This is a genomic window from Bacillus sp. BK450 (assembly GCF_004364885.1).
In the GTDB taxonomy this organism is placed as follows: domain Bacteria; phylum Bacillota; class Bacilli; order Bacillales; family Bacillaceae; genus Bacillus; species Bacillus safensis.
Genome location: NZ_SOBQ01000003.1, coordinates 774,578 through 795,333 on the forward strand (window position 1 = coordinate 774,578; position 20,756 = coordinate 795,333).

Here is a 20,756-nt window from a genome sequence, read left to right on the forward strand (position 1 = left end):
CCGCTGCTCAAATTAAGCTTTAAAATCTTTTAGTTCATCACGTGTTGCAGGGATTTTCACTTCACCCTTGATGATTTTTTGTTTCCATTCTTCAACTTTCTTTAATACATCTTTATCAAGGTTTTCCTTAGATGGAGAAATGTCAAGAGCGCCTTCTTTCAGACCGTATGTGATCACTTCGCCGCCAGGGAACTTACCATCTTTTGCTTTCGTTGTTAAGTCTTGTACCGCTGTGTCTACTTTCTTAACCATAGAAGTAAGGGTGACACTTTGTTTTGTTCCAGGTACTTTTCCTTCGTCATACTGGTCTTTATCTACACCGATAACCCAAACTTTACGGTTAGGATCCGCTTTTTTCAGGTTTTTCGCTTCTGTGAAGACACCAGTTCCAGTGCCGCCAGCAGCATGATAGATGATGTCGACGCCAGATTTGTACATGCTTTCAGCTGTTGCTTTCCCGATGTCAGCCTTATCGAATGCACCGGCATATTTCACTTCAACTTTTGCTTTCGGGTTAGCTGCTTCAACACCTGCGCGGAAGCCAACTTCGAATTTTCTGACTAATTCAGAATCAACGCCGCCGACGAATCCAATTTTGTTTGATTTTGTAGAAAGAGCAGCCGCAACACCCACAAGGAATGATCCTTCGTTTTCGTTAAATACAATGCTGGCTACGTTGTCTTTTTTCACGACTGCATCAACGATCGCAAAGTGGTTTTTCTTACGTTGATCCGCAATTTCAGAAATTGCATCTTCCATTAAGAAACCAATTCCGTAAATCAGGTCGAATTTCTCACGAGCAAGTGTATTTAAGTTTGTTGTATAGTCAGCATCTGATTTAGATTGTAAGTAATCAAAGCCGTTTTTACCTTTTTTTAGATTGTTGTCTTTCCCAAATGCTTGTAAACCTTCCCAAGCTGATTGGTTAAACGATTTGTCATCGACACCACCGACATCAGTTACCATTGCAACAGTGAATTGATCTTTATCTTTTTTGCTTTCACCGCTGTTTGAGCCAGAGTTGCCGCATGCTCCAAGGATGGTTCCTGCTGCTACGACTAAGGACAATGCTAGTCCAATTTTGCGCTTCTTCAAAACATAACCCCCTATAAAATTTAAAAGTTTCAGAAAAGTCTCGCGAAAAAAGACCGATCTATCTCTTCTCACCCTAAAGAGGGTATTTTATCCTGCTTTCTCATGAAACTTATGGAGGGCAGGAGAGAAGATGTAAGACATCAGACTTATATCTCGTTGAACTAATCAATCATAATTTATCATTTCCGATCGAATAAATAAATAGAAATTTGTTTTATTTTTAAAAAAATGTTAAATGGCTTTATTTGATGTCTTTTTATCTGCTGAAATATGATATAATGCCGCTTTTGTGATGTGCTCCGCTACAGCAGAACCACTGATATCAAGGGGTTTGTTACATCGTATGCCATAAAAAAACATCTGGCCTTTGTGAAAGGTCAGATGTAGTATTTTAAAGATATTGCTGAATCAAATTCATATTGCTCGTGTTCAGTTTATATTGGAAAACAGGACGTCCTATTGTCCCATATGCCATTTCAACATCCACCACTTCGATATCCTCAAGGAATTTCAAGTATTTTCTAATGGAGACTTGAGAGATTTCTGTATGGTTGGCTAGGTCTTCGGTTGTGAAAGCCTGCTGGCCAAATGATTGAATGCTTGTCCAGATGAGTTTAAGTGTGCTTTTGGTCAGTCCTTTTGGCAAGAGGACTTTTTCCGCCTCTGCTTTTTTATGAAAAAGCTTCGCATCTAAATCATTTTGCGAAATGCTGTTCATGGATTGATACAGGGCGTGTTTCCGTTTATACTCTGCCAGTGCTGATTGGAATCGTTCGAACTCAAACGGCTTAATTAAATAATCAACTGCTCCGTTTCGCATCGTTTGCTGTACAACATCGACTTCATTTGCAGCCGAAATGACAATGACATCAACGGCATGATTTTGCTGGCGAATTTCTGTTAGTAATGCCAGTCCATTTTGTCCAGGCATATAAATATCGAGCAGTACGAGGTGTATGACTTCTGTTTTTAACACTTCAAGTGCCTGCTGAAAGGAGGTGGCAATCCCCTTTAACTCAAAGCCGTCGATTTGGGTCAGGTAGCGTTTGTTCAGCTCCCCAACCATTGGATCATCTTCTACTATTAACACATTAATCATGTGAATCCTCCTTTTGTTTATACGGAATGCGGAGACTAAAGGTCGTTCCTTCTCCTTTTTCACTCGTGACAATCATATGTCCGTTCAATTTCTTGATGCTTTGGTCAACGAAGTAGAGTCCGAACCCTCGGTCTTCTCCTTTAGTTGAAAAGCCTTGATCAAACATGATGTCTTGTTCTTCTTTCGTGAGACCAACACCTGTGTCCGTGATTTCAATGTGAAGCTGCTCATGGACATATCTGAAGGAGATTGAGATGTTTTTCGTATCAGTATGTGAAACAGCATCGAGTGCGTTATTTAACAAGTTGCCAATCACGGTAATGAGATCATGCGTCACTGCCGGGTCCTCCGTATTTGGCACTTGTGTGCTGCAAATAACCTCTAAGGCAGCGCCTTGTTCCCTGATATAGCTTTGTTTTCCTAGTAAAAATCCTGCTAAAACAGAGTTTTTCACATGGTTGATGATTTCATTTGTTTCCGTTTGCTGATAAATTGCAATATCTTTGATGTAGGTGCCAAGATCATCGTAGTTTTTGAGCTGGACCAAACCTAAAATGACATGAAGCTTGTTCATAAATTCATGGGACTGGGCACGGAGCGCATTCGCATACATTTTGACCCCGCTAAGCTGCTCAGCCAGATGTTTCACTTCTGTTTTGTCACGGAAGGTGGCGATGGCTCCGACAATTTCACCTTTTACCGTAATTGGCACTTCATTAAAGACGAGCTCCAGTCCATTCATTCTCACGTCACGATCAAGCAGCGGCTTGCGTGTTTCAATGACCTGTTTTAAGCCGCTTGAAGGGAGGAGAGTTTGAACATCTTGTTCTCTAGGATCAACCATAATGCCCATATTATGAAAGAGCCGTTTGGCCTCTGCATTGGCCAGCTTGATTTTACCGTGCTGATCGACGGCCAGAATCCCTTCTTTTGTTGATTCTAGCATGGCACTTCGTTCTTTTAACAATGTGGCGATCTCATCCGGCTCAAGTCCAAACATAATCTTCTTCACTTTTCTTGCCACAATGAGTGCTCCGATGATGCCAGATAGAAGGCTGAGTGATGTGACGAAGTAGAGTGGAAGTAAGCTTTGATGAATAATCAAGTCAATTTCCTTTAACGTAATCCCTACGGCCACAGCCCCAAGCTGCTTTCCATTTTGATCATAAACAGGAACAAAAGCACGCATGGATCTGCCGAGTGTTCCAGAAGCCGTACTAATATGTTCTTTTCCCTGTAATGCTGCTTTTTCATCACCGCCGGCAAACCGCTTTCCAATTTTCTGCGGATTCGGGTGTGTTTTGCGGATACCGTTCATATCCATGACGACAACGAATTCGGTTTTGGTGATTTGCTGAACACTTGTTGTATATTTTCGTAATGCGGAATATGAATGATCTTCTAATGATTGTGCTGTGATCGGTGCCTCTGCGACCATTTTGGCAGTAGACAGAGCAATGTCACGTTCCTGCTGATGGATGTTCTTGGCTGTTTCCGACCATATCGTAAAGAATGTGATACAAAGGGAGATCAGGACAACGATGCACACAAAGATCGTCAGTCGTGTTTGCAGTCTTAAAGTTTTTTTCACGAGTATACCCCTAACGCACGATTTTTTCGTAACAGTAATACTTTAACGGGAAAATGTAAGTTTGTGAAGGAATGTACGTGCAAAATCATAAATTTGATTTTGCTGTCAGTTTACTTTGAAAGCATCTTGTCAATCCGTTTTAAGTGAGCCATAATAAATGTGAGCTTATGAGAAAGGAACTATTTATGAAAAATACATATTTGACTGGATATTTTCCGCTGATTTCAATTTTACTATTCAGCTCTGCTTTTTCGATTTTCACAGTAGGTATCACAACTGATTTCTTGACTCAAGCAGGTATTTTAAAAGGAATGCTGGAATTTTTCTCAGAACAGGGCATCCGTCTTGCTCTCTTTGCTGCTTTTGCACTTGTTTATTTTATGATCTTATCTGCTTTAAAACTGATTGCAGATACGGTATTAGAGCTGGCGTTGCTCTTTTTCGCTAAGGACCCTGAAGGGGAGAACTTAAAGAAAATTCGGATTGCATCCGTTGTTTATTTATTTGCCAGCTTGCTTGCATTTCTGTTGACGCAGCAGCTCATTCTGCTAGTCGGACTTTTTGCATTAGCAAGTCTTGTCTATTTTATCTGGGTTGTGGTTCGCATTTATCAATCGCTTTCTATGCTGAATTTGATTGGATTTATGATGTTTATTCTGCTGTTTTGGGCGACGTTTTTGATCGGTATTTTGTACTTATTTATTAAGCTTTATAACAGTGTGATGGCAAGTCTGCCTTCATAAGCAGACAAAGAAAGCATCCTCCGATGATGGAGGATGCTTTCAGCGTTTAGACAAACCCTTGCATTCGTTGTCAGTTCTGCGCGCCGATGCTCACGAATGTTAAATTCGCTCCGCTTCGGTGCTCGTCCTTCCTAGACTGCAAAGGTTTTCAGGTCACGCTGAAAAGAAGAAAAAGAGCTAAAATAAAGATCATTTTAGCTCTTTTTCAACAATCTGAGCATCCTCCGATGATGGAGGATGCTTTTTTTTATGAAAGAAACCGTTTTTGAATATCGGGTGTAGGCATCATACAAGATGTTTTTTGACCAAACCATTTGTAGCGATTTTTTGCTATCAACTGATAAAACCAATCACGGATTGGGCGAGGTATGGCAAGGAGTAAAAAGCTCCATCTGTATATCCCTTTTAAATGCCGCGCGGCTTTTAAGATGCCTGTTGATTTCGTATAAAGGGTCCCTTTTTCGATATAAATGAATGAATTGAACTCATCTAAAGGCAAACCGTTTTCCTTTAAAATACGCTGTCCTGTATCTGATTGTAAGGAAGCGAACATCATCCGTTCATTCGGATCGCGCTTAATCACAAATTGAACAGCGCCGCTGCACACGTTGCAGACACCGTCAAATAAGATTAAATGGGGTGGATGTGTTGAATGCATCGCAATCAAACCTCCTGTTTATCTGGCGTATTGCATCGTATTTTTCCAAATACGTAAGTGCGGGCTTGAATGATAAATCGATTCCACCGTTCCTCTATCTCTTCCAACCCATACACCCATTGTGTACTGATCTGTCAGTCCCACAAACCAAATATCTTTGTAGTCATTGGATGTCCCTGTTTTCCCACCGATGTAAGGGGCGTTGAAATTCGCTTTTTTCCCTGTCCCACTCTTCACAACAGAGGTAAGCAGCTTACGCATCGTTTCATTTGTACGCTGAGAATATACTTGCTTTGGCGACTCTTTCCACTTGTAAAGGGTCTTACCGTTTAAGTCTGTCACTTTTGTGATCGAATGACTTTGTGTGTAGGCTCCTTGGTTGCCAAAGACGGTATATGCATCTGTTATTTCTAGCGGTGAGAAGCCTTTCGTAAATCCGCCAAGTGCAGAAGGAAGGCGGTAATCATCCGCTACGATATGCTGGAATGAGAACTTCTCTAAATAGCTGAAGCCTTTTTTGACACCTACTGTATCCAGCATTCGGATCGCAGGGGTATTGTAAGAATTTTTAAAGGCTGTTTCAAGTGTGACTGTTCCATACGTTTTATGATTATAGTTCTGCGGACAGTATCCACTGCTGCAAAACTTGCCGGCACTGATGGTGCTTGAAGCCGTTGCACCGGTTTGATCAATATAAGGCGCATAGTCTAAAAGCGGCTTAATCGCAGAACCAGGCTGTCTTTGCGCTTGATAAGCGTAGTTAAAATCAAATTTCTTATAGTTTTTCCCGCCAGCAAGTGCAACAATTTGATGCGTTTCATGATTAATGACGGCTGATCCGCCTTCCACACCTTGATAAGGCAATTGAGCATTGAGCTGATAGACGGCTCTTTGCTGTAAGGAAGGATCAAGCGCCGTATAAATTTTCACACCATCCTGGAGCAGGGCACTGACCTTTTCAGATAATTCCTTTTGAATCGCCTTTTTCGCTTCAGCTGTTTTGGCTTTCTTCAATCGTTTTGTAAAGCCCTCCTGATCAGACACAAGATCTGTAAACTCTTCATTGGCATATGTCACATAGTCAGGGTATAGGTTTTTCTTTTCACTTAAAGAAAGGCTGATTTTTTCTTTGACGGCTTTTTTGTATTGTTTTTTGGTGATGACGCCATCTTTCTTCAAAATACCAAGCAGTCGTTCTTGGCGTTTCTTTGTGTGCTTGAACTGTTTTAATGGGTCATACAGTGTTGGGTTGTTTGGAATAGCAGAGATAAATGCCATTTGGGCAAGTGTTAAAGAACTAAGTGGCTTATCAAAATAGTAATTAGCCGCAGAACCGACACCGTAAACACCATTACTGAAATAAATCGTATTTAAATAGCTTTCGAGAATTTCATCCTTCGAGAATTTTCGCTCAAGTTCATAGGAATAGAGCAGCTCCGTAAACTTTCGGCTGAACGAACGTTCATGGCTTAAATATAAGTTGCGGGACAGCTGCTGTGTGATCGTACTCGCTCCTTGGCTGATGCCATGGTTTTTGACATTTGCAGCAAGGGCACGAACAACTCCCATAAAGTCAATTCCCTTATGGTCATAGAAGTTGCGGTCCTCTGAACGAAGGAACAGCTCCTTCACAGGTTCAGGAATGTTATCGTATTTCACGAACACTCGGTTCTCATCGTTTGAGACGATCTCGGAGATAAGAGAACCATCCCGGTCATACATATAACTGTTTTGGGAAAAATCTATCTTTTCCAGCTTGATTTTTTGATCAAGCACTTCGTTAACAGGCTTTACACTTGCAGCTTCTTCCTTTGATAGATAAAAAGTCAGAGCAAATAATGGGATGAGGGCAGCAAGTAATAACCAACCAATGATTGCACGAAACATGAGGTCACTCACTTTCTTCAATTTTCTAGCCATATCGTACCATTCTTTTGCGGATACGAGAAGGTTATTTTTAGAAAAGAAAGGGCGTGAAGTCTAGTGAATCAGGCTTTTCCGCAAGAAAAAAGAGTATCTGAAGATGATCAACCACTCCTTTCCTTTGTTTTCGCATGTGAGCGGACCGCCCATAAAAATAACGCGCCAAACAGAAAAATGCCGGCAGTGACATAAAAGACAGCTGGAATCCCGTAATGACTCGCCACAATGCCGCCGATTACCGGACCGACGACATTCCCAAGAAAGCGGAAGCTGACATTGTATCCGAGCACTTCTCCTTGCATAGAAGCAGGTGCTTTAATCCGGATATACGCCGTCGTACACGGAATAATTCCGCCAAGTGCCATCCCGTATAGGAAACGGAAAATGACTAACATGACGTACGAATCCGCCATCGCTTGCGGGATGAATAAAATAGAGGAGAGGATGAGAAGGGCAAGCAGCACCTTGTCATGACCAATTCGATCTCCGAGATCTCCCCATTTTCGCGTAAACAGCAAATTGCCAAGTCCAGTTGCAGAAAAAGCAAGCCCCGCATAAAAAGCGAGATTGACAGGACCATGTAAATCATGAATGTATAAAGCCAAAAGCGGCTGAATGCTAAAGTTCCCTACTTGTGTAATAAATGTTAAAAGCATCGTGACGACAAGCAAAGGCTGTTTGAAAATGTGAAAGAGTACATCCTTCCGTGAGTAAGAAACACGCTTTGCTTCTTTTGACCGGATCGGCTGTTCTTTCACTCCGAAGATAATCACAATAGCTGACACATAAATGACAGCCGCTGTCAGGAAAAACGTATAAATAAATCCGACGCTGTCTGCCATGAATCCACCCATTAATGGACCAAACAATCCTCCGGCAACATTACTCATCTGCATCGTTCCAAGGGTTTTACCGGCAGTTGCCTTTTCGGTCTGTGCAGAAATCAGTGCCATTGAAGTCGAGATAAAGCCTGTGACAAGCCCCATGAAGAGCCTTAGTGCGAATAGCTGATACACAGTGTGCACAAGCCCCATTAGTAGAATACTTGTGGCGATGCCAATTCCGTTAATTAATAAAATCTTTTTATAGCCATGCCGGTCGCCAATCCGCCCCCAAATCGGAGAGATCAGGAAGGCCGTTAAAAACGTGACCCCAAAGACATAGCCGCTCCATCTTTGAACAAATTCATTTGAATAGCTGCTATCAAGAGATTCTATGTAAAGTGATAAAAAAGGGACGATCATTGTAATGCTCGCAGATACAAAAAAGTTCACAAACCACATGATGTACAAGTTTTTCTTCCTGTTTGTGATAGAGATCACCTTCTTTATTTATTTCGTGTTCCTTAATAATTATAAAGGAAAATAAACGATCTTTCATCAGATGAATAGGTTGGGCATAGTGAATCTGCATTATTTTCACGAAAATGAAGTGATTTCAAGGTCCGTCTTAATATAATGGTATGAGAATGAAAAGCTGACGAAAAAGTGAGGTGAAACTGGTGGAACAGAAGACGGTGCTTGTGGTCGATTTTGAATTTACGATGCCTGATGGAAAATATCATCCGCAAAATTTTTTTCCTGAAATTATTGAAGCTGGGGTAGTGAAAGCAGCAGATGAAACGATCATAGACTCATTCTCTAGCTACGTCAAACCGAAAAAGTTCCCGAAGCTGACGAAGCGCTGTAAATCTTTCCTCGGAATTACGCAGGAGGATGTAGAGAGCGGAATTTCATTTGAGGAATTTATCGAGAAGCTCGTGTCACTTGATGGGGGAGAGAATTGTGAAATTATTACGTGGGGCAACATGGACATGAAGGTATTGAAGCAAAATTGTATGCTCAATCACATTGCCTTTCCTTTTAAGGGGAAGCTGAGGGACCTGGCCTTTGAATATAAAACCTTTTTTGGTGACCGCACACTGACAGGGCTTCGAAAAGCAGCAAAGGAATACGGCAGTGAAGGAGCTGGTAAGCATCATAAAGCACTCGATGATGCCATGACGACTTATCAGCTGTTCACCCTTTTTGAAAAAGACAGAGCCTATGTGGAAAATCCGCAAACAACCAAAATTGGTGAGCTGATCGATTTCTCACATTTTTTTGATTCGGCTGATTAGCGGCGGACGTCTTCTGGAAAATAATCTTTCTCAAGAGAAGATAGGCATGCTCTTGATTTTTCAGCCCATTTGGAATCATCCGCACGGAGTGCTTGTTTCAATTTATCTACAGCTTCTTTCAGTGACTCTTCATAATCAGGGATATCGCCATCATAAGGCTTCACCATATGATGAGGGATATTTGTCTGTTCTCTATAGGCCAAAGCCCGCCTCTCTTGGAAAAAAGGCACGTCTGCTTCTTTCGGATGATGCAGGTCGCCTTGAGTGGGATGTGTCAGAACGGCTTTTACTTGAACGAGATAGGTCGATGGTTTCACTGCTGTCACTTCCCCAACGTATACACCTGTTTTATAAAAGCCTTTCACAATTTGTCCAATTTGAATGTCTGTCATGTGAAATTCCTCCATTTCCTTCTCATAGGAAGGTATTTCATTTCTTTTAGCCAATATAGTGAAGTAAACGAGCAAAAGGGGGAATGGCGAGATGTCATTCATCGTACTTTTTCTACTATATTTTCCTGAAGATAAAAGGGAGTACATCCCAGCGGCTATCACCACGGTGATTTTCTTTATTGCTGCGTTTATTTGTTTTCGTCTCATCGTTCGTGCGTCTAAGAAGCAGGAGCGGATAGATGAAAAAAGAACAAAAAAAATGGATTAATCATTTTCTTCTTGTATCTTCAGGAAATTTCACGGTGACGGTTGTTCCAGACTGCAGCGAGCTTTTGAAACGAATCGTTCCATGGTGATTTTCAATAATTGAAAAAGTCACTGTCAGCCCAAGTCCAGTTCCTTTATTTTTAAGTGTGTAATAGGGTTCGCCGAGTTTTTTCATCTGACTTTCTGTCATACCTACACCGTTATCAACGAAATAAAGGCAGATTTTATGATTTTCTTTTGAAGCAAAAAGTTCAATTTTCCCTTCATGTTCAGGAGCTGCTTCAATTGCATTTTTGATTAAATTAATCATGACTTGCTTGATCTTCGTTACGTCACCTTGAATGTATAAGTCAGGTTCAATGGATTGATGAATCGTGACCGATTTAAAATTCGCATAGGATGTCATCAGTGATGCACATTCCTCAAGTAATTTAGATAGATTGAGAGATTCAATTTGATAGTAGTTTTGTTTTGCAATGTCAAGATAACTCGTGATAATGTCCTGCGCCCGGTCTAATTCGGACAGAACGAGATTTTTATAATCTTTATTGGCAGGTGGCTCTTTTGTATTATCACTCGAAAAGAGCAATTGAATAAAGCCTCTCACAACTGTCAGCGGATTGCGTACTTCATGGGCAACGCTTGCAGCAAGTTCACTTACAATGGTCAGTTTTTCTGACTGGACAAGCTGTGATCTCATTTCCGCATTTTCCTTAACGAATTCAATGGAATAGATACTGAGCACAAGAAAGAATATGTAGTAAAGAGTTGAGAAAAATAACTCAAGGAGCTTTTGCTGCATAATAAAAGCTGGGCTGTATGCCATTAAGCTGACCGCAAGCAGTCCAATGTAAATAAAGAATCCTTTGGATAAACCGATAAGCACTCCGTAAAACAGCTTATTTGGCTTCGAATATTGATGCCATTTTCGGTAGAACAGGAATGGGATAAAAAAGTAAATTGGGACAACGATAAGTCCAATCCATAAGAAAGAGCCGTACATCACGAATTTGACAATGATGCTTATCAAGATGGCAACGATCCCCGCCATATATCCTCCGTATAAAATAGCAAGTACAAGGGGAATGGATTGAAGCCCAGTCTGCAAATCTAAAATCGAACCAACTGGATACATAATACATAGTGCTGAAGAGATGGATGCGAATACTGTGATGAGCAGTTTATTCGTTTTTGGGAAATGAGCAGGGGTCCGGCTTAACCATAGCGCATGATATAAAAAGATTGGAAATAGAATAAAAGATACATGGAGCAGAAAATCCTTGAACATTTCCATTTAAATGCTCTCCTCGTAAATAATTGTAATTCCTCTCATTATATCATTTCATGTACAAAGTAGATATGATAAAAGGAGGGTTTTTTTCTTTAAAAAGAACACCCGTTAGGATGTTCTTTCTATCGTATAGGTCTTATTCAGCTGATAGCGTGAACGCTTGGTGGAGACGTTTCAGTCCTTCTTTGACTGTTGCAGCAGGACAGCCGAGATTCATCCGAATAAAGCCGTCTCCTTCGTGTCCGTACACGTGGCCAAGCTCTAGGATCACTTTCCCTTTTTTCAGCAGATTCCGTTTCAATTCCGCTTGACTGAATTGATAATCCCGAATGTCCAGCCACAATAAATAAGAAGCATCTGGTTTCATATAACGCATATTTGGAAGATTTTCGTCGATATAGTCCATCGCCGTCTTCATATTGCCTTCGAGATAGAGAACAAGGGCATCGAGCCACTCATCCCCGTGGCGGTATGCTGCTTCCATCGCTGGAATCGCAAAGGCATTCAGTTTGGACAGTCCGTTTCTTTGCACTTCATTGTTGAAAAGGGTTCTTTTTTCTTTATCTGAAATGATAATAGCAGATGCCTGAAGCCCCGCTAGATTAAAGGTTTTACTCGGCGCAATACACGTTACCGTGATATGTGCAATGTCGTCAGAAAGGCTGGCGAAGGGCACATGCTGCTTCCCGTAAAGCATCAAATCCGAGTGAATCTCATCTGAAACGACTGTGACTCCATGTTTTACACATAGGTCTCCGACTCGCTTTAATTCCTCTTTTGACCATGCTCTTCCGGACGGATTATGCGGATGGCAAAGGAACATGAGCTTTGCTTGTGGTCTGCTCAGTTTTTTCTCTAAATCATCAAAATCCATCATATAGCGGTTGTTTTCTATTTTTAAAGGATTGGTTGAGACTGTACGTCCATTTCGCTCAATCATTTGATAAAAAGGTGTATACACTGGTGACTGTATAACTACTTCGTCGTGCGGTGCTGTAAAGGCTTGAACAGCAAAACTAAGTGCCGTTACGATTCCTGGTGTGAAGGTGACGGCATCTGTCTGGATTGTCCATCCATGTCTTCTTTTGAGCCAGCCAGCGACTGCCTGCTGCGTATCCTGATCCTGAAATGCATAGCCAAATACACCGTGATCTAATCGCTCTTTCAATGCATCAAGGACGACCTGCGGTGCTTTAAAATCCATATCGGCCACCCACATCGGAAGGGCATCTGTTGTCAGGAACAAAGACTCTGCCTGATCCCATTTCACTGATTTTGAACCTTTACGTATGATCTGTTCGTCGAAATTCATGAAACCCACCTCTAGCTGTTTTTCAACCATTCTTGGTTGTGCTAAAATAAACATCACAAAATTTATTATAAGCGGTGATACCGATGAAAGATAGTCAAGCTGTAGAAGAGATGATTCAATTCATTAAGGCATGGGACCCTTTTCATTATGGAGAGGATTTTTATGAAACGGAGCCTGCTGACGTCATCAGTGCATTATACGACGCAGAAGACCCGTTTTCTTTAGCAAAAGAGATTCAAGCCATCTACCATCACTCATTTGAACAGCTTCTTCCGATAGAGAGCTGTCAGCATATAGCAAATCAGCTTTTTGTCATACGAGACAGCAGCTCCTGTTCACGCTAAGACAGGCTGAAATGTCCGATTTGATCAGACACAAAGACCGGATTTTCCTCAGGAATGAGGTGCCCGGTTTTTTTTAATGCATGTAAGGTCGAATTTGGCAGATCTTTGTGCAGTCTTTCGCCTATTTGAATGGGAACGATTCGATCTTCCTCGCCCCAAATGAGCAGCACGGGTGTTTCCATTTTCTTTAAAACGTCCGAGGTTAAATCTCCTTCCCGGTGCCGAATCAAACGAAATATCCCCCGAAAGATTTGATCATCTGAAAATGGCTTTAAATATCCGTCGACCATCTCTTGATCAATGATGGAATGATCATGCACAACAGCCGTTAAATTTTTCATAATGCCCTGCTTTAAAAGCTTTCTTTTTAGATACAGATAAAAATAAGGAATATATGTGCTGTAAACAAGTGATCTTTTTGACTTATTCAAATAGCCTGAGCTGCACAATAGAACCGCCTTTTCAAATAGATCCGGCCGTTCAGTAGCAGCGTATAAGGCGATTTGTCCGCCCATTGAATGGCCCACTAGAATTGCATGCTGAATCTGTAAATAACCAGCTAGCTCTATAATAATTTTCCCCATGTTGCGATAGCTGTAAATAAACGTATTCGACTTCTCGGACTGTCCAAATGGCGGCAGATCAATCGCAATTAAATTGAAGTCCTGTTTCAGAAGCGGGATGAGCTTTCGATAGCTGAAGGTAGAAGAGAAGAGACCGTGAATTAAGATCAATGTCTTCTTGCCTTCATTTGGATAGTGCTCGTAATAGATATCTAAACCGAATGCACTTTTCATATAAGCTGGCTGAACAATGTCCACATTCTTCACTCCGATACTTGATACTCTCTCTGTTAGGTGACTGTATTGTACCCTAAAAAGTGGATTTTAAGCTATCATTAGAATCTTTTCCCTGCTTAGCATAATGGGAAAAACGTGCTATAATGTTCAGAAGATTTTTTAAAACTAGCTTTTATAATCTGAGGTGTGAAATCAAATGAAACTAACAGAAAAAGAAACTGAAATATTAGAGATTTTAGATGAAAACAGCCGCGCCGATTTAAATACAATTGCAAAAATGGCAGGCGTGACAACAGAAGAAGCCGAAGCCATCATTCAAAAACTTGAAGATCAAAAAGTTATTATTGATTATTCAACCATGATTGACTGGCGAAAAGTGGATGGTCATGAAGGCGTTACAGCAATGATTGATGTAAAAGTGACACCAAAAAGAGGCGTCGGATTTGATGAAATTGCTGAACGGATTTATCGGTTTCAGGAAGTGGAGTCTGTCTATCTCATGTCAGGTGTTTACGATCTTTCCGTTGTGATCCGCGGAAGATCAATGTCTGATATTGCCCGCTTCGTATCTGAAAAATTATCGACACTTGATTCCGTTGTTTCAACAACTACCCACTTTATTTTGAAAAGATATAAACATGATGGGAAAGTGTTTGAAACAGGAGACGATGACAAAAGAATCGTGGTGTCTCCGTAAATGAAAAAGTCTTATTTATCTGAAACGGTACAAAGCATTCAGCCGTCAGGTATTCGGAAATTCTTTGATTTGGCTGCCACAATGGAAGGGGTTATCTCCCTTGGTGTCGGCGAGCCGGATTTCGTGACAGCTTGGAATGTCAGAGAAGCAAGTATTATGTCATTAGAACAAGGGCTGACCTCTTATACGGCGAATGCAGGTTTAATTTCTTTGCGAAAAGAACTAAGCCACTATTTATATAAGCGGTTTCACATTGATTACAGTCCCGAAGAAGAACTCATTATTACAGTTGGCGGAAGCCAGGCACTTGATTTGGCCTTTCGTGCGATTTTAAACAGAGGGGATGAAGTAATCATTCCAGAGCCTTGTTTCGTAGCATACGGGGCCCTTACGACACTAGCAGGCGGAGTGCCTGTCTATTTAAGTACAACCGCTGAAAAAGATTTCAAAGCAGATTCTGCTGATCTTCGCACAAAGCTGACGCCGAAGACAAAAGCCATTTTGCTTTGCTCGCCATCAAATCCGACTGGGTCTGTTTATTCAAAGGAAGAGCTTGAAGATATTGCTCAATTTGCGAAAGAGCATGACCTGCTTATTATTACGGATGAGATTTATGCAGAGCTGACGTACGATGAAGCTTTTACAAGCGTCGCGGCTATTCAAGATATGAAGGAAAGAACGATCTTGATTTCAGGCTTTTCTAAAGGGTTTGCCATGACGGGCTGGCGTTTAGGATATGTGGCAGCACCACCTATACTGCGGGATGCCATGCTGAAAATACATCAATATTCTATGATGTGCGCACCGGCGATGGCACAATATGCGGCAGAAGAAGCATTAAAAAATGGGCTTGAAGATGTAGAGAAAATGAAGAAAAGCTACAGAAGACGCCGTAATTTGTTTGTCGGCTCCTTAAATGAACTAGGACTGACATGCCATCAGCCAAACGGAGCGTTTTACGCGTTCCCATCGATTAAAAGCACAGGCATGACATCAGAACAATTTGCTGAGGAGCTGCTCCTAAGTGAAAAAGTCGCTGTTGTTCCTGGGAATGTATTCGGACCGAGCGGTGAGGGTCATATCCGCTGTTCATATGCTTCGTCACTTGATCATCTTCAGGAATCACTTTCAAGAATTCAGCGCTTTTTGCAGGCTCGACAAGTGAAGGAAGAAGCATCAGCCATCTTAAAATAAAAAAAGGCATCAATCCAAATGGACTCATGCCTCACAAATTAGGGGGGAATACTAGAAAGCATTCTTGTTTTCAGGTATTCCCTCTTTTGATCTCATCTAAACCCATTTAAAAAATATTTTGCGTAACTGCCCGTTCTGTGATATAGTTTTTAATTGCGTATAAACGAATATTAAAACATTTATTTAGGAGTTGTTATCATGGCGACAAAGTTTGAAGTAGGCAGTGTTTACACTGGTAAAGTAACAGGATTACAAGCGTATGGTGCGTTTGTTGCATTAGATGAAGAAACTCAAGGACTTGTGCATATTTCTGAAGTAACACATGGCTTTGTAAAAGACATCAACGAGCACCTTTCAATTGGTGACGAAGTACAAGTAAAAGTTCTTTCTGTTGATGAAAATGCAGGTAAAATCAGCCTTTCTATCCGTGCGACACAAGATGCACCTGAAAGAAAAGAAAGCAAACCAAAGAAACAAAGACCACAGCAAGTGAAAGAAGAAGCTGCTGCACCACAAGGTTTCAATACGCTTAAAGATAAACTTGAAGAGTGGATTGAGCAATCAAACCGTAAAGATCTTATCAAGAAATAATAAAAAAGCACCGCTTCAAACGGTGCCTTAGATTGTTGACAAAGGGCTAAAATGATTTTTATTTTAGCCCTTTGTCTTTTTTTTCAGCGTAATAGAAAACCTTTGAAGTCTAGGAATGGCGGGCACTGGAGCGAATTTAGAATTCGTGAGCACCAGCGCGCAGACCTGACAAAAAATGCGAGGGTTTGTCTACACGCTGAGGCTGCCTCATGTAGGCAGCCTTTTTTTATGTCCTTTTATTTAACGAACTTCTGGGTTCGGCTCGTCACGGCGAACAGCTTCTTCGCTTGGTTTGAACAACAGACCAAGGTTGACAAGACCTGCAATTCCAACAAGACCATAAATAATACGTGATAATGCAGAACCTTGTCCGCCAAAGATCGCTGCTACTAAGTCAAATTGAAAAAAGCCGATTAGTCCCCAGTTAATAGCACCGATAATCGTGAGCACGAGGGCAATACGCTGAATAGCACTCATCGTGATTCCTCCTTTCGCTACAGCATCAATACATTTATATTTTGCAGATTTTTAGCCAAACTATGCGTAAGAAAATGGATGAAAGCAAATTACTTTACTTTTGGAATGAATGAGGCGCATAATGTAGCGCGAGGAGGAGATCACATGGATCGATTTACTTATTGGAACCCAACGAAATTAATTTTTGGAAAGGGAGAAGTATCAGCCCTTTCAGATGAACTCAAACACTACGGAAAAAACGTATTACTTGTATATGGTGGAGGCAGTATTAAACGAAACGGCCTTTATGACCAAGTTGTCAGCATCCTAAAAGAATCAGGAGCTGCAATCACTGAACTTGCTGGTGTAGAGCCTAACCCGCGCTTAACAACAGTAAGAAAAGGGGTAGAGCTTTGCAAAGAAAACAACATTGATTTTATTTTGGCAGTTGGCGGCGGCAGTGTCATTGATGCCACAAAAGCAATCGCAGCTGGTGCGAAGTACGATGGAGATGCTTGGGATATCGTGACACGCAAACACGTCCCAATGGAAGCTATCCCGTTCGGTACTGTATTAACACTTGCCGCAACAGGCTCTGAAATGAACTCAGGATCAGTTATCACAAACTGGGAAACAAATGAGAAGTATGGCTGGGGAAGTCCAGCAGTTTTCCCGAAATTCTCTATTCTTGATCCAGTCAACACATTCACTGTGCCTAAAAATCATACGATTTATGGCATGGTTGACATGATGTCACATGTGTTCGAGCAATATTTCCATCACACAGAAAATACACCTTATCAAGATCGTATGTGTGAAGGACTTCTTCGCACTGTCATTGAAACGGCACCGAAGCTGATCAACGATCTAGAGAACTACGAGCTGCGTGAAACGATTTTATTCACTGGCACAATTGCACTTAATGGCATGCTTTCAATGGGGGCACGTGGTGACTGGGCATCTCATAACATTGAGCATGCAGTATCTGCTGTCTATGATATTCCTCATGCAGGCGGTCTTGCGATCTTGTTCCCGAACTGGATGAAACATGTGATTCAAGAAAACCCAGGCCGTTTTAAACAATTAGCGGTGCGTGTATTCGATGTAGATCCTGCGGGCAAAACAGACGAAGAAGTTGGCTTAGAAGGAATCGACAAGCTGTCAGCTTTCTGGACAAGTCTTGGTGCACCAAGCCGTTTGGCGGATTATGACATCAACGATGAGAAAATTGATTTAATTGCAGACCGTGCAATGGCACGCGGTGAATTTGGTCAATTTAAAAAGCTGAACAAAGAAGATGTTTTAGCCATTTTGAACGCTTCTTTATAATTGAACAACAAAGGGATAGCTGCTTGCGGGCAGTTATCTTTTTTTGAGTTCATCGTGTACATATGTTACAGTAGTCTTTCATGTTTTTGGATATATTCGTTGTAAGGAGATGTTTCAACAGATGGAGAATTTTATTTACTATAATCCAACTAAATTGATGTTTGGAAAAGGACAGCTAGAAGGACTCAAAAGCGAACTCGCTCGTTATGGAAAACGAGTGTTACTTGTATATGGTGGCGGCAGCATTAAGAAAAATGGCCTTTATGACAAAGTCATCAGTGCGTTAAAAGAAGCAGATGCTGAAGTATTTGAGCTGTCTGGCGTTGAACCGAACCCGCGCCTCACAACAGTGAAGAAGGGAATCGATATCTGCCAAAAGGAGAGCATTGATTTCTTATTAGCCGTTGGCGGCGGAAGTGTGATCGACTGTACAAAAGCGATAGCAGCCGGAGCAGAGTATGACGGTGATGTGTGGGATATTATTTCAAAGAAAACAACCGCTCAAAAAGCGCTGCCGTTTGGCACAGTGCTGACACTTGCAGCAACTGGTTCAGAAATGAACCCGGATTCAGTCATCACAAACTGGGAAACGAATGAAAAATATGTGTGGGGCAGCTCTGTCACTCACCCTGCTTTTTCAATTCTAGACCCTGAGCATACGTATTCTGTGCCAGAAAACCAGACGGTGTATGGTATGGTCGATATGATGAGCCACGTTTTTGAGCAATACTTCCATAATGTAAAAAACACGCCTTTACAGGACCGGATGTGTTTTGCTGTTCTTCAAACAGTCATCGAGACAGCACCAAAACTGCTGGAGGACTTACAAAACTATGAGCATCGTGAAACGATTCTCTATGCAGGAACGATTGCTTTAAATGGCACGCTGCAAATGGGTTACTTTGGCGACTGGGCGTCCCATACGATTGAGCATGCTGTATCGGCTGTCTATGACATTCCGCATGCAGGCGGGCTTGCTATTCTCTTCCCAAACTGGATGCGCCACACGCTCGATCATAATGTGGAACGCTTTAAAAACCTTATGCTGAACATGTTTGACATCGAAACTGAAGGAAAATCAGATCGTGACATCGCATTAGAAGGAATCGACAAACTGTCAGCTTTCTGGACTAGCCTTGGTGCACCAAGCCGTTTAGCTGATTATGACATTGGTGAGGATCAGCTGGACAAAATTGCCGACATTGCAGCAAAAGAAATGGAATACGGTGGTTTTGGAAACTTTATGAAACTTAACCGTGATGATATTCTAGCGATTTTGAAAGCTTCTTTATAATCCAGATTGCCGCTTTTCATCCAGAGAAGCGGCTTTTTGCTATGCCAGTGACGATCACTTGATTTCAATAGCTAGTTCCGCTAAAGTGAAAGGGACAGAACTAACGTAATGGAGGGCTTACAAGCGATGACACATATTCAATTTGACTACTCGAAAGCGTTACCTTTCTTTCAAGAACATGAGCTTACATATTTAAAAGATTTTGTGAAGGTAGCCCATCATAATATTCATGAACAAACGGGTGCAGGCAGTGACTATTTAGGCTGGGTGGACTTGCCGAAGCAATACGACCGCGAAGAGTTTGCCCGCATTAAAAAAAGTGCAGACAAAATTAAGTCTGACTCTGACGTCCTGCTCGTTGTGGGAATCGGCGGGTCATATCTAGGTGCACGTGCGGCGATTGAATTTTTGAACCATTCTTTCTATAACACTTTGCCAAAAGGCAAGCGCAAGACACCGCAAATTATTTTTATTGGAAACAACATCAGTTCTTCTTATTTAACAGATGTGATGGATCTATTGGAAGATGCAGATTTCTCCATTAATGTGATTTCAAAATCTGGTACAACAACAGAGCCAGCCATTGCGTTCCGCATCTTTAAAAAGCTCCTCATTGAAAAATACGGTGCTGAAGAAGCGAAAAAACGTATTTATGCGACAACTGACAAGGCACGCGGTGCATTAAAAACATTAGCAACTGAAGAAGGCTACGAATCATTTATCATCCCTGATGATGTTGGTGGACGCTATTCTGTATTAACAGCAGTCGGCCTTTTGCCAATCGCTGTGAGCGGTGCAGACATTGATCAGATGATGGAAGGTGCGGCAAAAGCAAGCGAAGACTTCGCTTCATCTGAGCTTTCTGAAAATGCGGCTTATCAATATGCTGTCGTCCGCAATGTCCTTTACAATAAAGGCAGAACGATTGAAATGCTGATTAACTATGAGCCAGGCCTGCAATATTTCGCAGAATGGTGGAAGCAATTATTTGGTGAAAGTGAAGGGAAAGATGAAAAAGGAATCTATCCTTCATCTGCTAACTTCTCAACAGATCTTCATTCACTTGGCCAATATGTTCAAGAAGGAAGAAGAGACTTGTTTGAAACAATCGTCAATGTAGAGAAGCCTCGACATGAGCTTATGATTGAAGCAGAAGAACAAGACCTTGATGGCTTGAACTATCTAGCAGGAAAAACGGTTGATTTCGTCAATAAAAAAGCATTTGAAGGAACGATGCTTGCCCATACAGATGGAAAAGTACCGAACCTTATCGTGACAATTCCTGAGATGGATGCTTATACATTCGGATACCTTGTTTACTTCTTTGAGAAAGCATGTGCGATGTCTGGATATTTACTAGGCGTCAATCCATTTGATCAGCCTGGAGTAGAAGCTTATAAAGTGAATATGTTTGCTTTACTAGGAAAACCAGGATTCGAAGAGAAAAAAGCAGAGCTTGAAAGCCGTTTAAAACAATCATAAGAACAAAAAGCACACCTTCCCATAAAGGTGTGCCTTTTTTGTTTTCTTCAGATTCCTGTGCAAGCTTTCCTATGTTCTG

General features: G+C 41.5%; 21 protein-coding genes. 10 read left to right on the forward strand and 11 right to left on the reverse strand.

Annotation, left to right across the window (positions count from 1 at the left end):
* Window positions 1-12: 12 nt before the first annotated feature.
* The 3 genes from EV579_RS13780 to malK form a co-directional block, all read right to left on the reverse strand.
* On the reverse strand, window positions 13-1,095 hold the full coding sequence (locus EV579_RS13780; protein ID WP_024423308.1) for a BMP family lipoprotein: 1,083 nt from the start codon (window positions 1,093-1,095) through the stop codon (window positions 13-15).
* 391 nt (window positions 1,096-1,486) lie between these two features.
* On the reverse strand, window positions 1,487-2,194 hold the full coding sequence (locus EV579_RS13785; RefSeq protein ID WP_024423307.1) for a response regulator: 708 nt from the start codon (window positions 2,192-2,194) through the stop codon (window positions 1,487-1,489).
* A complete protein-coding gene (malK, locus tag EV579_RS13790; RefSeq protein ID WP_024423306.1) occupies window positions 2,187-3,785 on the reverse strand; it encodes a malate sensor histidine kinase MalK in 1,599 nt (532 codons plus the stop codon). The genes EV579_RS13785 and malK overlap by 8 nt, the downstream gene beginning before the upstream one ends.
* A 185-nt stretch (window positions 3,786-3,970) precedes the next feature.
* Between malK and EV579_RS13795 the strand changes: the two genes are divergently transcribed.
* Window positions 3,971-4,528 carry a YufK family protein gene (locus EV579_RS13795; protein ID WP_024423305.1) on the forward strand — a complete coding sequence of 186 codons (558 nt, stop codon included), beginning with the start codon at window positions 3,971-3,973 and terminating at the stop codon, window positions 4,526-4,528.
* 247 nt (window positions 4,529-4,775) lie between these two features.
* Here the strand turns inward: EV579_RS13795 and EV579_RS13805 are convergent, their stop codons facing one another.
* The 3 genes from EV579_RS13805 to EV579_RS13815 all read right to left on the reverse strand — a co-directional run bounded on the left by EV579_RS13805 (window position 4,776) and on the right by EV579_RS13815 (window position 8,392).
* Window positions 4,776-5,186: a thiol-disulfide oxidoreductase DCC family protein gene (locus tag EV579_RS13805; RefSeq protein ID WP_024423304.1), complete on the reverse strand. Its 411-nt coding sequence runs from the start codon at window positions 5,184-5,186 to the stop codon at window positions 4,776-4,778.
* 18 nt (window positions 5,187-5,204) lie between these two features.
* A complete protein-coding gene (locus EV579_RS13810) occupies window positions 5,205-7,106 on the reverse strand; it encodes a transglycosylase domain-containing protein (RefSeq protein ID WP_051170126.1) in 1,902 nt (633 codons plus the stop codon).
* A gap of 107 nt (window positions 7,107-7,213) precedes the next feature.
* On the reverse strand, window positions 7,214-8,392 hold the full coding sequence (locus tag EV579_RS13815; RefSeq protein ID WP_279586126.1) for an MFS transporter: 1,179 nt from the start codon (window positions 8,390-8,392) through the stop codon (window positions 7,214-7,216).
* A gap of 218 nt (window positions 8,393-8,610) precedes the next feature.
* On the opposite strand from EV579_RS13815, the gene kapD reads away from it, so the two are divergent.
* Window positions 8,611-9,228, forward strand: a complete 618-nt coding sequence (kapD, locus tag EV579_RS13820) for a 3'-5' exonuclease KapD (protein WP_133744635.1) — start codon at window positions 8,611-8,613, stop codon at window positions 9,226-9,228.
* Here kapD and kapB read toward each other — a convergent pair.
* Window positions 9,225-9,620, reverse strand: a complete 396-nt coding sequence (gene kapB / locus EV579_RS13825) for a kinase-associated lipoprotein KapB (RefSeq protein ID WP_133744636.1) — start codon at window positions 9,618-9,620, stop codon at window positions 9,225-9,227. The two genes, kapD and kapB, sit on opposite strands and share 4 nt — an antisense overlap.
* Before the next feature lie 91 nt (window positions 9,621-9,711).
* On the opposite strand from kapB, the gene EV579_RS19020 reads away from it, so the two are divergent.
* Entirely contained in the window at window positions 9,712-9,888 is a 177-nt protein-coding gene (locus EV579_RS19020; protein WP_162860193.1) for a hypothetical protein, read from the forward strand.
* Here EV579_RS19020 and EV579_RS13830 read toward each other — a convergent pair whose 3' ends face one another.
* Together EV579_RS13830 and EV579_RS13835 are read right to left on the reverse strand one after the other, a co-directional pair.
* Window positions 9,889-11,181 (reverse strand): sensor histidine kinase, encoded by a 1,293-nt coding sequence (locus EV579_RS13830; RefSeq protein ID WP_034282546.1) that lies wholly within the window; start codon window positions 11,179-11,181, stop codon window positions 9,889-9,891.
* A 133-nt stretch (window positions 11,182-11,314) separates the two neighbouring features.
* On the reverse strand, window positions 11,315-12,490 hold the full coding sequence (locus EV579_RS13835; RefSeq protein ID WP_133744637.1) for a MalY/PatB family protein: 1,176 nt from the start codon (window positions 12,488-12,490) through the stop codon (window positions 11,315-11,317).
* A gap of 83 nt (window positions 12,491-12,573) precedes the next feature.
* On the opposite strand from EV579_RS13835, the gene EV579_RS13840 reads away from it, so the two are divergent.
* Window positions 12,574-12,834: a DUF1871 family protein gene (locus tag EV579_RS13840; protein WP_044332463.1), complete on the forward strand. Its 261-nt coding sequence runs from the start codon at window positions 12,574-12,576 to the stop codon at window positions 12,832-12,834.
* On the opposite strand, the gene EV579_RS13845 is transcribed toward EV579_RS13840, so the two are convergent.
* Window positions 12,831-13,655 (reverse strand): alpha/beta fold hydrolase, encoded by an 825-nt coding sequence (locus tag EV579_RS13845; RefSeq protein ID WP_044332465.1) that lies wholly within the window; start codon window positions 13,653-13,655, stop codon window positions 12,831-12,833. The two genes, EV579_RS13840 and EV579_RS13845, sit on opposite strands and share 4 nt — an antisense overlap.
* A gap of 175 nt (window positions 13,656-13,830) precedes the next feature.
* On the opposite strand from EV579_RS13845, the gene EV579_RS13850 reads away from it, so the two are divergent.
* From EV579_RS13850 to yugI, 3 genes are all read left to right on the forward strand, one after another.
* A complete protein-coding gene (locus EV579_RS13850; RefSeq protein WP_003213765.1) occupies window positions 13,831-14,331 on the forward strand; it encodes an Lrp/AsnC family transcriptional regulator in 501 nt (166 codons plus the stop codon).
* Entirely contained in the window at window positions 14,332-15,525 is a 1,194-nt protein-coding gene (locus tag EV579_RS13855; RefSeq protein ID WP_133744638.1) for an aminotransferase, read from the forward strand. It begins immediately after the preceding gene.
* A 198-nt stretch (window positions 15,526-15,723) separates the two neighbouring features.
* Window positions 15,724-16,116, forward strand: coding sequence for a S1 domain-containing post-transcriptional regulator GSP13 (gene yugI, locus EV579_RS13860; RefSeq protein WP_007500519.1), 393 nt, complete (start codon window positions 15,724-15,726; stop codon window positions 16,114-16,116).
* A gap of 240 nt (window positions 16,117-16,356) precedes the next feature.
* Here yugI and EV579_RS13870 read toward each other — a convergent pair whose 3' ends face one another.
* A complete protein-coding gene (locus tag EV579_RS13870; RefSeq protein WP_003212952.1) occupies window positions 16,357-16,593 on the reverse strand; it encodes a DUF378 domain-containing protein in 237 nt (78 codons plus the stop codon).
* A 144-nt stretch (window positions 16,594-16,737) separates the two neighbouring features.
* Here EV579_RS13870 and EV579_RS13875 point away from each other — a divergent pair, with 144 nt between their 5' ends.
* The 3 genes from EV579_RS13875 to EV579_RS13885 all read left to right on the forward strand — a co-directional run bounded on the left by EV579_RS13875 (window position 16,738) and on the right by EV579_RS13885 (window position 20,677).
* Window positions 16,738-17,901 carry an iron-containing alcohol dehydrogenase gene (locus tag EV579_RS13875; RefSeq protein WP_024423295.1) on the forward strand — a complete coding sequence of 388 codons (1,164 nt, stop codon included), beginning with the start codon at window positions 16,738-16,740 and terminating at the stop codon, window positions 17,899-17,901.
* A gap of 121 nt (window positions 17,902-18,022) precedes the next feature.
* Complete coding sequence (locus tag EV579_RS13880; RefSeq protein WP_133744639.1) at window positions 18,023-19,195, forward strand: iron-containing alcohol dehydrogenase; 1,173 nt, start codon at window positions 18,023-18,025, stop codon at window positions 19,193-19,195.
* Window positions 19,196-19,321: 126 nt separating this feature from the next.
* Window positions 19,322-20,677, forward strand: a complete 1,356-nt coding sequence (locus EV579_RS13885) for a glucose-6-phosphate isomerase (RefSeq protein WP_103131545.1) — start codon at window positions 19,322-19,324, stop codon at window positions 20,675-20,677.
* The last annotated feature ends 79 nt before the right edge of the window (window positions 20,678-20,756 follow it).

What these genes read in the sequence shown, in the direction of transcription:
- EV579_RS13785 (WP_024423307.1), bottom strand. Translation starts at nt 2,194, where the DNA reads ATGATTAATGTGTTAATAGTAGAAGATGATCCAATGGTTGGGGAGCTG.
- EV579_RS13795 (WP_024423305.1), top strand. Translation starts at nt 3,971, where the DNA reads ATGAAAAATACATATTTGACTGGATATTTTCCGCTGATTTCAATTTTA.
- EV579_RS13805 (WP_024423304.1), bottom strand. Translation starts at nt 5,186, where the DNA reads ATGCATTCAACACATCCACCCCATTTAATCTTATTTGACGGTGTCTGC.
- EV579_RS13810 (WP_051170126.1), bottom strand. Translation starts at nt 7,106, where the DNA reads ATGGCTAGAAAATTGAAGAAAGTGAGTGACCTCATGTTTCGTGCAATC.
- EV579_RS13815 (WP_279586126.1), bottom strand. Translation starts at nt 8,392, where the DNA reads ATGTGGTTTGTGAACTTTTTTGTATCTGCGAGCATTACAATGATCGTC.
- kapB (WP_133744636.1), bottom strand. Translation starts at nt 9,620, where the DNA reads ATGACAGACATTCAAATTGGACAAATTGTGAAAGGCTTTTATAAAACA.
- EV579_RS19020 (WP_162860193.1), top strand. Translation starts at nt 9,712, where the DNA reads ATGTCATTCATCGTACTTTTTCTACTATATTTTCCTGAAGATAAAAGG.
- EV579_RS13830 (WP_034282546.1), bottom strand. Translation starts at nt 11,181, where the DNA reads ATGGAAATGTTCAAGGATTTTCTGCTCCATGTATCTTTTATTCTATTT.
- EV579_RS13835 (WP_133744637.1), bottom strand. Translation starts at nt 12,490, where the DNA reads ATGAATTTCGACGAACAGATCATACGTAAAGGTTCAAAATCAGTGAAA.
- EV579_RS13840 (WP_044332463.1), top strand. Translation starts at nt 12,574, where the DNA reads ATGAAAGATAGTCAAGCTGTAGAAGAGATGATTCAATTCATTAAGGCA.
- EV579_RS13850 (WP_003213765.1), top strand. Translation starts at nt 13,831, where the DNA reads ATGAAACTAACAGAAAAAGAAACTGAAATATTAGAGATTTTAGATGAA.
- EV579_RS13855 (WP_133744638.1), top strand. Translation starts at nt 14,332, where the DNA reads ATGAAAAAGTCTTATTTATCTGAAACGGTACAAAGCATTCAGCCGTCA.
- yugI (WP_007500519.1), top strand. Translation starts at nt 15,724, where the DNA reads ATGGCGACAAAGTTTGAAGTAGGCAGTGTTTACACTGGTAAAGTAACA.
- EV579_RS13870 (WP_003212952.1), bottom strand. Translation starts at nt 16,593, where the DNA reads ATGAGTGCTATTCAGCGTATTGCCCTCGTGCTCACGATTATCGGTGCT.
- EV579_RS13875 (WP_024423295.1), top strand. Translation starts at nt 16,738, where the DNA reads ATGGATCGATTTACTTATTGGAACCCAACGAAATTAATTTTTGGAAAG.
- EV579_RS13880 (WP_133744639.1), top strand. Translation starts at nt 18,023, where the DNA reads ATGGAGAATTTTATTTACTATAATCCAACTAAATTGATGTTTGGAAAA.
- EV579_RS13885 (WP_103131545.1), top strand. Translation starts at nt 19,322, where the DNA reads ATGACACATATTCAATTTGACTACTCGAAAGCGTTACCTTTCTTTCAA.